This window comes from Streptococcus sp. 27098_8_73, assembly GCF_041432495.1.
Taxonomy (GTDB): Bacteria; Bacillota; Bacilli; order Lactobacillales; family Streptococcaceae; genus Streptococcus.
Genome location: NZ_JAPVZT010000003.1, coordinates 167,237 through 182,909 on the forward strand (window position 1 = coordinate 167,237; position 15,673 = coordinate 182,909).

Consider the following 15,673-nt stretch of genomic DNA (forward strand, 5'->3'; position numbering starts at 1 on the left):
ATTTTATGTCAAAAGTCAGAAAAGCAATCATCCCTGCAGCCGGTCTCGGAACCCGCTTCTTGCCAGCCACTAAGGCACTGGCCAAGGAAATGCTGCCAATCGTTGACAAACCAACTATTCAGTTTATCGTCGAAGAAGCTCTTAAATCTGGAATCAAAGACATTTTGGTTGTCACAGGGAAGTCAAAACGCTCCATCGAGGACCACTTTGACTCCAACTTTGAACTAGAATACAACCTCAAGGAAAAGGGCAAGAACGACTTGCTCAAGTTGGTGGATGAGACCACTGGTATTGGCTTGCATTTCATCCGTCAGAGTCACCCACGTGGACTCGGGGACGCCGTACTTCAAGCCAAGGCCTTCGTCGGAAATGAACCTTTTGTGGTCATGCTAGGTGATGATTTGATGGACATTACCAATGACAAGGCAGTGCCACTCACCAAACAACTCATGGATGACTACGCAGCAACCCACGCATCTACCATTGCAGTTATGCAGGTTCCTCACGAAGAAGTCTCTGCTTATGGCGTTATTGCACCTCAAGGCGAAGGCGTCAATGGCCTCTACAGCGTTGAAAAATTTGTTGAAAAACCAGCACCAGAGGATGCGCCAAGTGATTTGGCGATTATCGGACGCTACCTGCTAACACCAGAAATTTTTGAAATCTTGGAGAAACAAACTCCTGGTGCGGGCAATGAAATTCAACTGACTGATGCCATCGATACCCTCAACAAAACTCAGCGCGTCTTTGCCCGTGAATTCAAAGGCGACCGCTATGATGTCGGCGACAAGTTTGGCTTCATGAAAACTTCTATCGATTACGCCCTCAAACACCCTCAGGTTAAGGATGATTTGAAGCAATACATTATCGATTTAGGCAAAAAATTAGATAAGAAAACGAAGAAATAATAGAAGTGCACAAGCAATAGATTAGCTGATGCATCAGCTTTTAACACTATACAGAAAAAACACCTAGATTTACTAGGTGTTAGATTGAAGAAAAAGTCCATTTTGGACAATTTCTTCAATCTTTTTCTTTTGCTGGATAAAGTAAAAAAACTCTTAAAAATAATATCACATCGACATCTCTAAGAGTTTTCACTATATGGTAATCAACCTCTATCAGCAATAGAAAAATTGCTGACAGAGGTTGGCAACATTTTGGAATACCACTTTAAAAAGCGGTATTGAGTTCATTTCTCAAAAAATTGGTCGTTGAAAAGTCAGAAAAATCAAAATAGCTGCTAATCCAAGGTAGGCTGCCAGTGCTAAAAAGCGTTGAGACTTGCTAAAAGCGTAGCGCTCTCCTGAAACTGGTAAGATCACAGCTCCTAAAGCTCCACCGACTAGACCACCCAAGTGGCCTGCAAGACTAATTCCCGGTAAAAAACTCATGACCAGATTGACAGCCAGTAGGCTCATATAGGACTGACCCAGCTGCTGCAGATAGTAGTTTCGCGTAGCATAACGAAGCACAACAACGGAAGCAAAAAGGCCGAAAAGAGCAGTAGACGCCCCGGCTGCCAGGCTATTGGGTGAAAAATAGACCACAAATAAATTCCCCATCATGCCTGACATCAGGTAGAGGATCAAAAATTTCCATGAGCCAAAGATAGCTTCAATCTGCCGACCAAGGAAGTAGAGGGTCAGCATATTGACCACAAAATGCTCCAAGCCAATATGGATAAAAATAGCAGCAAAAACCCGCCAAAACTGCTCCGGCAGCGCTTGAATCGTATAACCGTGCACGGCTCCAAAGTGATACAAGGCTTCGGAACTGCTGTATTGAAAACCGTAGGAAAGAAACATCAAGGCAAAAACAAGGCTCGTTAGGATAAGCAGGATGCTTGTCACAGGATAGTCTCTATCAAAGATTTGCTTCATAAATAAGTAACTCCTTTACCGCAACATCATGTTGAGCTGGTAAAAATTCTGCCTGTTGGACAGCATAAATAGTGCTGATGGATGCTCCTGCAAAATCAGCCAGATAGCGGTCATAGTAGCCGCCTCCGTAACCGATCCGAAAGCCTTGAGAACTGAAGACCACACCCGGCACATGAATCAGATCAATTTCTGTCTTATCTACAGCCTCTTCGCTCGTTGGCTCCATAAGACCAAAAGAGCTCTTTTGCAGGCGGCTTTCATCATAGTCCACAAATATCATCCGACCCTGGCCATAGGTCTTAGGCACCAAAACCCGCTTACCATCCAACTGAGCCTGCTTGATAAAGGATGCAGTTGAGACTTCATGCGGCATGGAAAGATAGGTAGCGATAACCTGAGCTTCTTGATAAGCTCCTGAACTGAGCAAGTGCTGGGTCAGCCAGCTATCCGCCTGCTCTTTTTCTTTTCCCGACAGTTTCTTCATTTGCTTTAGTACAGTTTGTCGTAGTTCTTTTTTCATGCAGCTCACCCCACCTTTTTTATCTTTCGTTGATTTTATAATCTAGGAATTTCCCAATCTTTTCAATAGCAAAGGGCAGTGCTGCCTCGTCCGGTATCATCTTGGGATGATGGAGGGCATAGGGACTGTCCACTCCCAGCCAGAACATGACGCCCTTGACCTTGCTGAGCAGATAACCAAAGTCCTCGCCTGTCATAGCCGGCGCAATATCAATCAGCTGAACCCCTTCTTCCTTCTGGAAAAAGCCCATCAATTCGTCTGCCAGGCCAGGATGATTTTCTACAGGTAGGTAGCCACCTTGTTTAAGCTCCAAATCCAATTCCAGATCGAAACTTTGGGCTATGCCCTCTGCTATTTCCCGTAAGCGCTTCTGAGTCAAGAGGTTCATTTCCTGAGTCAGAGTCCGAATGGTGCCGTGCAGAAAGGCCGTTTCTGCGATGACATTGTTGGTCGTGCCAGCATGGAGCGAGCCAAAGGTCACAACCGCTCCCTCGATCGGATCGACATTGCGGCTGACAATGGTCTGCACCTGGGTGATAAAGTAGCTAGCTGCCACCAAAGCATCATTGGCCTCATGAGGAAAAGCCGCATGGCCTCCCTTCCCCTTAAAGGTCAGCTTGACTTCGCAGGTGCCAGCAAAAAGCGTTCCTCTATTAGTAGCAATATCGCCAACTTTGAGATCTGGCCGCACATGGAGGCCGTAAAATTCATCCGGCAACCAGTCGCCAAAGGCACCGTCTTCGTACATGAGCATACCGCCAGCTTCATTTTCCTCAGCAGGCTGAAAGAGAAAGAGTAAATTGTGGGTAGGCTGAGCCCTCACAGCTTGCTCCAGCAGGCCTAGAGCCACCGTCATGTGCATATCGTGTCCACAGGCATGCATGCGACCCTCATGAGTGCTGGCAAAGTCCAGACCTGTATCCTCCACAATCGGCAAACCATCAATATCTGTCCGCCAGCCAATCGTCTTATCGGGTGAACTTCCCTTGATAAAGACCAAAATACCAGTCCGCCAAGTTCGGATTTCCACAAAGTCTAGACCTGCTGTCAGTCCATCAATGACCTGCATCAGGTAGGCATGAGTCTTGTATTCTTCCAGACCGATTTCTGGTATCTGGTGTAAATCACGGCGAATGTTCAGATAATCAAGCATTTTTCTTTCCTTTAAAATCTTGTCAGTACAAACAAAGAGTCAAACCGCCCCGATGAAGTTCAAGGGTGGCTATCTTTTAACCAATATTAAAGAGTACGCAGAGCGTCTTCCAGAGCCGTCTTCTGCTGAGTCTTTTCATCAATTTTCTTGATAACTCGTGCCGGAACGCCAGCAACCACTACGTTCTCTGGAACATCTTGGGTCACAATCGCACCAGCCGCAACAACGGAACCACTGCCAATTTGTACACCTTCAATTACAACCGCGTTGGCACCGATCAGCACATTGTCTCCAACCCGAACTGGCTCAGCACTAGCAGGCTCAATAACTCCCGCCAGAACCGCACCAGCACCGACATGACTGTTTTTGCCGACAATAGCTCGGCCGCCCAGAATAGCTCCCATATCAATCATAGTACCAGCGCCAATCTCCGCACCGATATTGATGACTGCCCCCATCATGATGACAGCGTTGTCGCCAATTTCGACTTGGTCGCGAATAATAGCACCCGGCTCAATGCGGGCATTGATGTCACGCTTATCCAAAAGCGGCACCGCTGAGTTGCGGGCATCCTGCTCTACGACATAGGTCTTATTTTCCTCTAAGTTCACTAGAAGTGGCTTAATTTCTTCCCAGTCTCCAAAAAGAACATTGCCTAACTTCACAACAGACCAAGGAATCGGTCCATGCAATTCTCCATCAAAGGTTACCTTGACAGGAGTTTTTTTCTTGGCATCAGCGATAAATTTGATAATTTCTTGAGCGTTCATTTTAGTAGCAGACATGGCGTCACCTCTTTGTTCTTTCTATTCTTTGTTGGGAGAGGATAGTCCCTCTCCTATCCCTTTTATTTCTCTATTATAACACAATTCGGCTATGCAGTTGTGACTTTATTAGCAGCTAGTAGCTATTTAGACTCTTGAACTTTATTCAGATGAAATTGTCCGTCCTTGCCCTTTACAAAGTTTAAATGGAAGAAGGTTTTATCCTCTGCCCTATAGCCCATAGACATACTGTAATATCCTTTCACCACTGCTTTGTAGTAGTTGTTGGGAAGTCCCAAATGTTCTATCACTTCTAGATCAGTGATGCCATTTTCTTCATCTGACGTCATTCCCTTAAGGAAGGAAAGCCGTTCCCCCGTCAAATCCTCATTTTGATAAATATTATAAGCTATGCTGGTAAGATGTAGACCTGAACCAAAATCCCAGAATTGAATGACGGCAAAGCCTCCTCCCTTCAAATCATAGATCAGTGATAATAATCTATCCTTCTTGCCAATCACCGTTTCATCGCTGCTTTTAGCTAAACCATGTTGGCGAACAAAATCGGACACTGTCATATTTTTATCCTCGTCCTCTTCAATCTTATACTTTATAAAATCCCTTGGTTCCCAATCTAAAACTTCGGCATTTGAAGAAGAATATTTTGCTTCTGTTCTTACTAACGGATTCTTTCTGTAAGAATTGTTCCAATTCCCGATTAAGACAAGTAGGCCGATAACAAGGCCTAGCAGGGCTAGAGCACTCACTAGCTTGAAAAATGGTGATTTGTGTTTAAACTTTGCGGTTCTCTTAAAAGTTGACTTTGATTCTTGTCTTGTGCCTTCCTTGAGGTTTGTTTCAGCTAGCAAACTAGCTCCTTCCTTAGACTCTCGTTTTAAGGGTTCCCTAGTTCTACTAAATTTTCCCTTATGTTCCCTTCGTAATTTTTCTAAATCTCTTTTTCCCATACTTCTTTCCTTGTCTATTTAAGAAAAAATCCGTGCTCTCCAGTCTAGGGTATCAGACCGTACTTGTCATCATACTGGTGAGGCGGTAAGTTCCATTCACTTCGTCAAAATACAAAGAAACTGACATCTTTTCCTTAGTTGGATAGCTCATACTAAAAAAATCAACTTGCTTTTTAAGCGTTTTATGAGCATAAATACTCTTCGGCATTCCCAGTTCTTCTATGGCTTGCTTGACTTCCATCCCTTCTCGATCACTTTTGGGAATGAGCGACCGATAATCATCAACTGTCTTCGTGATTGATTCCCCAGCATTTTGGAAGAAAGTAACTGATACTGTAGAAAGCTCCATTCCTCCTCAAGCATTCCTAAGGTGCATATCAACAACTCCTTTTCTTCCTACCAAATTGTAGGAAAGTGTCATCAATTTACTGCCCTTCACGCTATTATCCTCACTCCCAGAACTGGCTTTTCCATACTTCTCAACGATATCCTCTGGAGACACATTAGGTTGGTTCATGGTTTTAATCAACTCGAATATCTCTTCGAATGGAAAATCTACCTCTCGATTATCTTCAATAAAAGGTGAACTACTCTCCGTCAGGATCTCTATCTTATTTTCTGATTCTGTCGGAACAGTATTAACAGACGATGCCACTGATTGATTTCCTTCTGACTTAAAAATTGGTTGCTTATACACCATTAAAAAGCTAATCAGTCCCACTAGACCTGCAGCAATCACTAGAAGATAGGCATAACGAGATAGCCAAGAAGATAGCCAAGACTTTGCTAAAAACTGGCCATTAGGATTGACTGCTGACTCTATTCTCTGCGTGTATTTCCTTGTTTCTTCCTTTGTCTGTTCGAGGGCAGCTCCTCCCCGTTCCCGCTGATTCCTGACCGACGAAGTGTTTCTAGCTTTAAACTTGGATTTGTGCTCCCGCCTCAATGCTTCTAAATTTCTATCTTTCACCTTTTCACCTATCAACTAAATACTTGATTGCTCATTCCCTTTCTACAAACGGCTGATGCTCCTGCTAGGCAAGCGCTACTGAGCGCCTGCATCTCCCGCTTCATTTCCCAAACCTGAACTCTCTGTCAATTGATAGCTTTGAGACTTATTATTTTCAAAAGAAAAACCGACTTCCTGCCCACCCTCTAAACGGTAATAAATCGATAAAGTAGCATTGCCAAAGATTCCCCCATTCCAATCAAGGTGCTCTGGAAGTCCCAACTGACTGACAATCTCCTGATAGGTTTTCCCTTTCTCTATACCAGCAAGTTCTTGACGAGTGAGTTGAGAATTTCGGTTTGGCAAATGCGCACTACTGAGATGCGCACATTTTAAAGACTGCAACTTAGGAGTTTCAGAAGAACCAAAATAGCTCTTAAAAGAGAGGCTGACTTTCGCTTCCGTCCCTGCTTGTGAGTAGTCTAAAGCTATCGTCTTGATTGGGTCATCTTGGTCTATTTCTTTACCAGACTCAGCTTTCCCTAACTTTGCAACTACCTCGTCGACCGTGGTCAGATTTGGAACCGACGAAGTGAAGTCTGAGAACAAATAAGTGATATCATCATAGCTAATATGGAACTGATACTCCTCTTTTTTAGCAATCCATTCTGGACGATTAGCAGATTTTAAATCTTGATCCTTTCTATATGAGTCTAACATACGAGAAATATCTGCAGCTTTTTCTTTATCTTTTACCTTTTCCATCTCTAGCCACGTTTTTCCAGTCTCAGCCAAAAAAGTCAAAATCCCCAAACTAGAAAGTACCATCACCCATATCTTAGAAAAGAATCCTCGTTTTTTCTTCTTAAACTCTACTTTATCTACCTCTCTAGTAAGCTCATTAGAGCTTATTCGCGGAGAAAGTTTTGTCTGCTTTGGTTCAGTTACAAAGCCTGACACCGGCTGGCTATCTTGATTTCCACGAAGGATTTGGTTTTGTTTTTTAGCTTTCAGTGATTCTAAGCTAGAAATGAGACGCTTCAGCTCTCTCTGCTTTAATTCCAACAAATTCTGTGACAGAAGCGACAGAGGCGCCTTTACCTGCTGAGCTCCTTCTAACTGCTCGGGAAACACTGGCTGGTCTTGAGAACTTGTTTTAGCCCCATAGCCGGTTTTGTCCTCTATCGAAGAGACGGCAGACGGCTCATTGCTTGAGCTCTCTATTGGAAAGGCCACTTTTGATGGAGAGGAAACGGAGGGACGAGCTTGATTTTCTTCGGGTCTTCCCTGCGCTTCTTTCAATCCAGCAGATGGTTTGATATGTTTGTCTTCCTTGGTTTTCCATTTGGATAGAAAGGATGGTTGGCTATTTGCTGGCTTTTTCGTTTGGGCCTTCTTGAATTTTGATTGATGTTTCTGCCTCAAAGCTTCCAGATTTCTCTTTCCCATAACTTCTCCTCATCTATTGGCTCTTCTATCATTGAAAAGACGACTCTATTAACAGTTCACAATGGTTCTTCGCTGGACACTGCTATTCTCTTTTCTATAACCATACCAGTCAAATAGCTACGCAAACTATCAGAATTTCTACCTTGTGTACCTACTGTTTAAAGACAATAGCCTAGCGTGAAACTTGTCATGCTAATATAACTTTATTCCAGTATATCATATTTTGAACCGGCTTCGCTTGAAAGCACATAAGCAAGAAGGCACGAACTCTCGTCCGTGCCCACAAAACCAACTATATATGACCATTTTTATTTCACTTTTTCAGCCAATAATAACTTCATCCGAACTCCTTCCCAATCTTGGTCCTCTGCTTTTCCAGAGCCGCCCAAATAGTAACAAGCTCAATTTTTTGATAAAAGTCTATCCCATTGCTACTGCATCTTCTCTGATTGTAACATATAATCAGGGAAAGGAAAACCATTGCTGAGTTGATAAGTAAGGAAAAAAGCCAGATAGCGAGCTGGCTAATAAAGCATGGTAGAAGTTGAACTTTAATACAGCAAAAAACCTCCCCGAAGGGAGGCTGCGTTCTATATTACAAACGTGCATTGAGTTCTTTGCTCAATTCTTCAAATCCTGGTTTACCAAGAAGGGCAAACATGTTGCGTTTGTAGGCTTCAACACCTGGTTGGTCAAATGGGTTGATGGCATTCAAGTAACCTGAAAGGGCGATAGCCAATTCGAAGAAGTAGATAGTGTAACCAAGAGTGAAAGCATCTTGCTCTGGAAGAGTTACGTACATGTTTGGCACATCACCGTCAGTGTGGGCAAGAAGAACACCGTCAGTCGCTTTTTTATTTACAAAGTCAACGTCTTTTCCTTGAAGGTAACCAAGTCCGTCAAGGTCTTCTTCCAAAGTAGGGATGATCACGTTCTTGCGTGGTTTGTCAACACGGACAACTGTTTCAAACATGATACGAGTTCCTTCTTGGATAAATTGACCAAGTGAGTGCAAGTCAGTTGAGAAGTTAGCTGAAGTTGGGTAGATTCCTTTTTGGTCTTTCCCTTCTGATTCACCAGCCAATTGTTTCCACCATTCTGAGAAGTACTGAAGTGATGGCTCGTAGTTTACCAAGATCTCAGTTGCGTAGCCTTTGCGGTAAAGGATGTTACGAACCGCTGCGTATTGGTAAGCTTCATTTTCTGAAAGTTTGTCTGAAGTGTAATCTTTACGAGCTGCATTCGCACCTTCCATAAGGGCTTTGATGTCCGCACCTGATGCTGCGATTGGAAGCAATCCAACTGCTGTCAAGACTGAGAAACGTCCACCGATGTCATCTGGAACTACAAATGTTTCCCAACCGTTGGCATCTGCTTCAACCTTAACAGCACCTTTTTGACGGTCAGTTGTTGCATAGATACGTTTGTTAGCTTCTTCTTGACCATATTTCTTCACCAAAAGCTCTTTGAAGACACGGAAAGCGATCGCTGGTTCAGTTGTTGTACCTGATTTAGAAATCACGTTTACCGAGAAGTCTTTGTCAGCTACGTACTCTACCAAGTCAGCAAGGTAAGTAGAAGAAATTGAGTTTCCAGCGTAAAGGATTTGTGGCGCTTTGCGTTCTTCTTTTGTTTGCAAGTTTGCAAAGTGATGGTTCAAGAAGTCGATGGCTGCTTTGGCACCAAGGTAAGATCCACCGATACCGATTACAACCAAGACATCGCTATCTGACTTGATTTGCTCAGCAGCTTTCAAGATGCGGTCGAATTCTTCACGATCATAATTTTCAGGAAGCTCCAACCATCCTAGGAAGTCGCTACCAGCACCTGTTCCTTTGCGGATCAATTCGTCTGCAGCTGTTACTTGTGCTTGCATGTATTCCACTTCATGTGGGGCAACAAATTTATCTAAAACTTTTGAATAATCAAATTTAATATGTGACATGATATTCCTCCAATTTTTCTTCCACTCTATCATATCGCTTTCATACTTTTTTAGCAAGTAATTCCTTCGATGAAAACGCTTTAATATAAAATTTTGTTAATTTTTTACAATTTTGCAAATCCTAGACTAGAAGCGAACGCAATCGTTTGCGCAATCTGCTATTTTTACCACAAAATCCCTGCTCTTAATTTCATGGGTAGGTTGAGAGTTTCAGCGTCCTTTGGACTTGATTCGGTTTACAAGGATTAACGTATTCCCACCTTAACTAAATATTAGTCAAGCAATTTAACGCAGTAGCTGATCGGCTCTTCTTTCGCTTTTCAAGCTTAGAAGAAAGCCTAATCAGCCTTGCGGGGGTGGAACTACGAACAAAAGTTCTGTTCCACTCCCATCCACTGCTCTATGATTCATCTGCGACTTTCAGGCTTGATTTTGTAGTTTTCGGAACGTAGTTCTCACTTCGTTCGAACTGCGTCAATGTACCTAAGTTCCTCTGCGTCCTTTGGACTTGATTCACTAAGGTACATAGAAAAAGAGCACACAGTTCAAATCGCTTAGGGCTGCTGGATTCCTCCCCTGACCCGCTTCACGCAGAACTGTTGCTCCACTAATTAGTATAACACAAACTTTCTTTTTTGGCTAATTTTCTCTACTTTTTCCTGCGATTTCTGAAAAAGTTCTGCATAATCGCCGCACATTCTTCTTCTAAAAGGCCACTTTCAACCTCTACGCGATGATTCAACCGCTCATCCGTCAGAATATCATAGAGACTGCCCCCAGCACCGAATTTCTGGTTTTTCGCCCCATAGATAACCTTGGGAATGCGAGCTAGACCGATAGCCCCGCTGCACATGACGCAGGGCTCAATCGTGACAAAAAGCGTCGTATCCAGCAGGCGCCAGCTATTTTCATGCTGATTGGCCTCCTCAATCGCCATGATTTCCGCATGCATGACCGCCCGCTGCAGCTCCTCACGCGCATTATGCCCGCGTCCGACGATCTGACCATCCTTGACCAAAACACAACCAATCGGTATTTCATCATTGGCGAGGGCAATCTCCGCCTCCTTCAGCGCTTCCCTCATAAACATTTCTTTTTCCTCTATCGTGTAGTCCATCTCTTCCCTCTTCCTTTTAGTTTCTTTGTTCATTATACCACAGGTAGCTTATGACTCACAAAAAAGCCGCCGATTGGGCGACTCTTATGGGAGATTATTATGAAAAAGTTTAGGAGGTTTAAACAAAGTTAGGAGGTCTTTGTTTATGCTTCTAGTATAGCTGGCCTATCTTAAATAAAGCTTAAGCTTTTTAAATATTGATGATTTTAGCAATTTCTCCAACCTCTTGGACAATATAGGTGGCGCCGGCTTCTTCCAATTCTTCCCTGCTACCAAAGCCATAAAGGACACCGATAGAATCAAGCTTTTGCGCTTGAGCGCCAAGCACATCGTGCTCCCTGTCTCCGATCATGATGGTGTGCGCCAAATCTGTAATCCCATTTTGCTCTAAAGCATACTGGATAACATCGCTTTTTTTACTACGTTTTCTGTCCATAGTCGCACCAGCTACAAAGTCAAAATAGTCATACAAACCAAAATGCTTGAGAATCTGAATGGAAAATTCTTCAGGTTTTGACGTAGCTACAATCAACTGTTTGCCAGCCTGCTTGAGAGAAGCCAGCAAGTCAGGAATACCTGGATAGACCTCATTTTCATAAAGGCCTTTTTCAGAAAAGTACTCATGATAGTAGTCAATGGCCTTTAAACATTCTTCCTTAGAAAATCCATAAAAGCGCTCAAAAGAATCCTGCAAGGGCGGACCGATGAAGACTCTTAATGCTTTCTTGTCTGGCACTTGAATCCCATATTTTCCTAAGGCATAGGCCACTGAGTTGGTAATCCCTAGTTCTGAATTGGTCAAGGTGCCGTCTAGGTCAAATAAAATCGTTTGATACATTTTTTTCCTCTTTCTGCTTTCAAAAAGAGGCTGGGACAAAGTCCTAGCCTCTCAATTGTCTTTGGATTGTCGAGTAAGACGCAGTGGTTGAGTAGGCTCTACTACGCTGATTTCATCAGCTTTTACAGCCCTACTCAATTGTGCGGAGGTGGGACGACGAAATCGAATTCTAACGAATTACCGATTTCTGTCCCACTCTCTTGTCTTCATTTGCTTATAAACTAGACCAAACACTTTCCAAAATATTGGTTTGCTCACGACCTGGTCCGACTGAGAAGGTCGAAATGCGGACTCCAACCAGTTCGCTGACACGGCGAACATAATTGCGGGCATTTTCTGGCAGGTCTTCTAGACTGCGGACACCAGTGATGTCTTCTGACCAACCTGGCAATTCTTCATAGATTGGCTTGCAGCGCTTGAGCTGCTCCAAACTTGCTGGATAATGGTCGATTCGCTCCCCATCCAAGTCATAGGCCACACAGATTTTGACTGTATCCAGACCACTCAAAACGTCAATAGAGTTGAGGGAAAGATTGGTAATGCCTGATACACGGCGGCTGTGGCGCATCACAACGGAGTCAAACCAGCCCACACGACGCGGACGGCCCGTCGTTGTACCGTATTCATGGCCCACTTCGCGGATACGTTCGCCCACTTCATCAAACAATTCAGTTGGGAATGGTCCATCACCGACACGGCTCGTATAGGCCTTGCAGACACCAACTACCTTGTCAATCTTGCTTGGACCAACACCTGAACCAATCGTCACCCCACCAGCAACTGGATTAGACGAGGTTACAAATGGATAGGTCCCTTGGTCAATATCCAGCATAACGCCTTGTGCCCCTTCAAAGAGGACACGCTTGCCTTGATCCAGCGCATCATTGAGAATGACTGATGTGTCGGTCACATACTGCTTGATTTGCTGACCGTATTCATAGTATTCTTCAAAAATATCGTCAACGCTCATCGCTTGGCTATCGTACAATTTCTCAAAGAGGCGGTTTTTCTCAGCAAGATTCCGCTCCAAGCGCTCTCTGAAAATGTCTTTATCCAAAAGGTCAGCGATACGGATACCAACACGCGCAGCCTTGTCCATGTAGGCAGGGCCGATTCCCTTGATCGTGGTACCAATCTTATTGTCACCTTTAGCTTCCTCTTGCAGGCGGTCCAGCTCGATATGATAAGGCAAGATGACATGGGCACGGTCTGAAATGCGCAAATTATCTGTGGTAACACCTTCTTCGTGCAGATAAGCCAACTCCTTGACCAGAGATTTAGGATTGACCACCATCCCATTTCCGATCACTGAGATCTTTTCTGGGAAGAAAATCCCTGATGGAATCAGGTGCAGCTTGTACTTCTTGCCGTCAATCACAATCGTATGTCCAGCATTGTCACCGCCTTGGTAGCGGGCAATCACTTCAGCATTGGCCGAAAGGAAATCCGTAATTTTCCCTTTTCCTTCATCTCCCCATTGGGTTCCTACAACAACAACTGATGTCATAATTTCGTCTGAGCCACAAGAGCTCTTCCTTTCTTAATCTACAAGGCAGGAGTTTCACCTGCAAACGTATCTTACACTTTATTATAAGAAAATTTTGAATTTTTTTCAAGATCAGGTGTCTTTTAAATTTGGATTTTCACTTTTGAAAGCGAATAATTCTTTTTGAAATTTTCTATTTTCACGAAATATATCCAACAAATGGAAATAAAAGTTCGGGAATTCATTAAAAACGTAGTGAATAGTTGTTTTCTGGCCTTTTTTATAATAGACTGAAAGTACTATACTAAGGACGGAAAAACATGATGACTATTGATCGTTTACTTGAAAAGCTAGACCCTACAAGCCCGATCTTACAGGCGACTTTTGGACTGGAGAGAGAATCCCTGCGCGTGACAGAGGCAGGGACACTGGCTTCAACTCCCCATCCCAACTCTCTGGGCTCTCGGGCTTTTCATCCCTATATCCAGACAGATTTTAGCGAGCAGCAGCTCGAATTGATTACGCCCATTTCCTCTTCAACTCAGGAGGCTCGTCGCCTGCTGGGTGCCATCACCGATGTAGCTGGACGCTCCATTCCCCAAGATGAACTCATGTGGCCCTTGTCCATGCCTCCCCAACTCCGAGAAGACGAGATTGAGATTGCCCACCTCGAAAATACCTACGAACTCCATTATCGGCAAGGTTTAGCAGAAAAATATGGCAAACGCCTCCAGACCATTTCCGGCATTCATTACAATATCGAGTTAGGAAAAGATTTGATGAAGGCTCTCTTTGAGGCTAGCGACTTTTCTTCCTTCAAGGATTTTAAAAATGCTCTCTATCTCAAATTAGCTCGCAATTTCCTCCGTTTCCGCTGGTTCTTGACCTATCTTTATGGTGCAGCTCCACTGGCAGAAGCTGGCTTTTACGATGAGCCAGTTGAGGCTCCTGTCCGCTCACTACGCAATAGCCATCACGGCTACGTCAATGACGAGCATATCCATGTATCATTTCGCTCGCTGGAAAGCTATGTCTCGAACATCGAGGCCTATGTCGGGTCTGGCGACCTAAGTGCAGAAAAGGAATTTTACTCGCCTGTGCGCTTTCGCGGTCAAAAACGAAATCGAGATTATCTGGAACAAGGCATTACTTACTTAGAACTGCGCTGTTTCGACCTTAATCCTTTCGACGTTTTGGGCATCAGTCAAAGAACCTTGGACACAGTCCACCTCTTTCTCTTGGCTCTATTGTGGCTGGATAATGTGACAGATAGCGATACACAACTACAAGCGGCTCATGCTCTCAACGATGCCGTTGCTCTGGCTCACCCCTTGACGCCTCTACCTGCAGAGGCTGACAGCTCTGCTATTCTCCAAGCTATGGAAAATGTCATTCAGCATTTCAATCTCCCTGACGCCTACCGTCAATTGCTAGCACAAGTCAGAGCTACGCTGGCTGAACCCAAACTGACTCTGGCAGGGCAATTATTGCCTCATATTGAGAAGAATTCCCTATCAGCATTTGGACTGGCAAAAGCACGGGAATATCGAGATTACGCCTGGACCGCGCCCTACGCTCTCAAGGGGTATGAAAGTATGGAACTTTCCACTCAAATGCTCATGTTTGACGCTCTCCAGAAAGGCCTCCATCTCGAAATCCTAGATGAAAATGACCAATTTCTCAAGCTCTGGCATGATCACCATGTGGAATATGTCAAAAACGGCAATATGACTTCCAAGGATAACTATGTCATCCCTCTAGCCATGGCCAATAAAACCGTCACCAAAAAGATTTTGGCAGCAGCTGACTTTCCCGTTCCTGCTGGGGCGGAGTTTTCTTCTCTCGAAGATGGTCTGGCCTATTATCCTTTGATTAAAGACCGACAAATTGTCGTCAAACCCAAGTCAACCAACTTTGGACTAGGCATCTCTATCTTCCAAGAACCGGCTAGTCTGGAAGCTTATCGCAAGGCTTTGGAGATCGCTTTTTCAGAAGACGCTGCTGTCTTGGTGGAGGAATTTATCGCTGGAACGGAGTACCGCTTCTTTGTCTTAGACGGTCAGTGTGAGGCAGTCCTCTTACGAGTAGCAGCCAATGTCGTCGGAGACGGTCAGCATACCGTGAGAGAATTGGTTGCCATCAAAAATGACAATCCCCTGCGGGGACGAGATCATCGCTCACCGCTCGAAATCATTGAACTGGGCGACATTGAACTGCTCATGCTGAACCAGCAAGGTTATGGACCAGATGATATCCTGCCTGCTGGAGTCAAGGTTGACTTGCGGCGCAATTCCAATATTTCTACTGGCGGAGACTCGATTGACGTCACAGACAGCATGCACCCATCTTATAAAAAACTCGCTGCAGACATGGCAAAGGCTATGGGAGCTTGGGCTTGTGGCGTTGACCTAATCATCCCTGACAGCTCTGCTATTTCTACCAAGGAAAATCCCAACTGCACCTGCATCGAGCTCAACTTCAACCCCTCTATGTATATGCACACCTATTGTGCTGAGGGGCCGGGACAAAGTATCACTCCTAAAATACTGGCCAAACTTTTCCCAGAAGTGGACTGATAAAATACGAATCGCAGGGTTTCCT

The 15,673-nt window shown here is 44.3% G+C and carries 14 protein-coding genes and 1 other RNA gene; 2 read left to right on the forward strand and 13 right to left on the reverse strand.

Annotation, left to right across the window (positions count from 1 at the left end; translation table 11 throughout):
* The first annotated feature begins 5 nt into the window (after positions 1–5).
* Entirely contained in the window at positions 6–908 is a 903-nt protein-coding gene (gene galU, locus O3651_RS03435) for a UTP--glucose-1-phosphate uridylyltransferase GalU (RefSeq protein WP_125387238.1), read from the forward strand.
* Between the two features lie 291 nt (positions 909–1,199).
* Here the strand turns inward: galU and O3651_RS03440 are convergent, their stop codons facing one another.
* The 13 genes from O3651_RS03440 to O3651_RS03500 all read right to left on the reverse strand — a co-directional run bounded on the left by O3651_RS03440 (position 1,200) and on the right by O3651_RS03500 (position 13,093).
* Positions 1,200–1,883 (reverse strand): rhomboid family intramembrane serine protease, encoded by a 684-nt coding sequence (locus O3651_RS03440; RefSeq protein WP_371609574.1) that lies wholly within the window; start codon positions 1,881–1,883, stop codon positions 1,200–1,202.
* A complete protein-coding gene (locus O3651_RS03445) occupies positions 1,867–2,403 on the reverse strand; it encodes a 5-formyltetrahydrofolate cyclo-ligase (RefSeq protein WP_371609575.1) in 537 nt (178 codons plus the stop codon). The genes O3651_RS03440 and O3651_RS03445 overlap by 17 nt, the downstream gene beginning before the upstream one ends.
* A 19-nt stretch (positions 2,404–2,422) precedes the next feature.
* On the reverse strand, positions 2,423–3,556 hold the full coding sequence (locus tag O3651_RS03450) for an N-acetyldiaminopimelate deacetylase (protein WP_371609576.1): 1,134 nt from the start codon (positions 3,554–3,556) through the stop codon (positions 2,423–2,425).
* An 86-nt stretch (positions 3,557–3,642) separates the two neighbouring features.
* A complete protein-coding gene (gene dapD, locus O3651_RS03455) occupies positions 3,643–4,341 on the reverse strand; it encodes a 2,3,4,5-tetrahydropyridine-2,6-dicarboxylate N-acetyltransferase (RefSeq protein ID WP_371609577.1) in 699 nt (232 codons plus the stop codon).
* Between the two features lie 122 nt (positions 4,342–4,463).
* Positions 4,464–5,288, reverse strand: coding sequence for a hypothetical protein (locus tag O3651_RS03460; RefSeq protein WP_371609578.1), 825 nt, complete (start codon positions 5,286–5,288; stop codon positions 4,464–4,466).
* Between the two features lie 52 nt (positions 5,289–5,340).
* Positions 5,341–5,637, reverse strand: a complete 297-nt coding sequence (locus O3651_RS03465) for a hypothetical protein (RefSeq protein ID WP_371609579.1) — start codon at positions 5,635–5,637, stop codon at positions 5,341–5,343.
* A 6-nt stretch (positions 5,638–5,643) separates the two neighbouring features.
* Positions 5,644–6,258 (reverse strand): hypothetical protein, encoded by a 615-nt coding sequence (locus O3651_RS03470; protein ID WP_371609580.1) that lies wholly within the window; start codon positions 6,256–6,258, stop codon positions 5,644–5,646.
* A gap of 75 nt (positions 6,259–6,333) precedes the next feature.
* The gene (locus O3651_RS03475) at positions 6,334–7,686 is read right to left on the reverse strand and encodes a hypothetical protein (RefSeq protein WP_371609581.1); all 1,353 of its coding nucleotides are present in this window, start codon (positions 7,684–7,686) and stop codon (positions 6,334–6,336) included.
* 595 nt (positions 7,687–8,281) lie between these two features.
* Entirely contained in the window at positions 8,282–9,631 is a 1,350-nt protein-coding gene (locus O3651_RS03480; RefSeq protein WP_371609582.1) for a glucose-6-phosphate isomerase, read from the reverse strand.
* Between the two features lie 520 nt (positions 9,632–10,151).
* Positions 10,152–10,244, reverse strand: an RNA gene (gene ffs, locus O3651_RS03485) — signal recognition particle sRNA small type.
* Positions 10,245–10,280: 36 nt separating this feature from the next.
* Positions 10,281–10,748: a tRNA adenosine(34) deaminase TadA gene (gene tadA / locus O3651_RS03490; protein WP_179856415.1), complete on the reverse strand. Its 468-nt coding sequence runs from the start codon at positions 10,746–10,748 to the stop codon at positions 10,281–10,283.
* A gap of 190 nt (positions 10,749–10,938) precedes the next feature.
* Positions 10,939–11,586, reverse strand: coding sequence for an HAD family hydrolase (locus O3651_RS03495; RefSeq protein ID WP_061908800.1), 648 nt, complete (start codon positions 11,584–11,586; stop codon positions 10,939–10,941).
* Positions 11,587–11,800: 214 nt separating this feature from the next.
* Positions 11,801–13,093, reverse strand: a complete 1,293-nt coding sequence (locus tag O3651_RS03500; RefSeq protein WP_061911120.1) for an adenylosuccinate synthase — start codon at positions 13,091–13,093, stop codon at positions 11,801–11,803.
* A 302-nt stretch (positions 13,094–13,395) separates the two neighbouring features.
* Between O3651_RS03500 and gshAB the strand changes: the two genes are divergently transcribed.
* Positions 13,396–15,648, forward strand: a complete 2,253-nt coding sequence (gene gshAB / locus O3651_RS03505) for a bifunctional glutamate--cysteine ligase GshA/glutathione synthetase GshB (protein WP_371609591.1) — start codon at positions 13,396–13,398, stop codon at positions 15,646–15,648.
* The last annotated feature ends 25 nt before the right edge of the window (positions 15,649–15,673 follow it).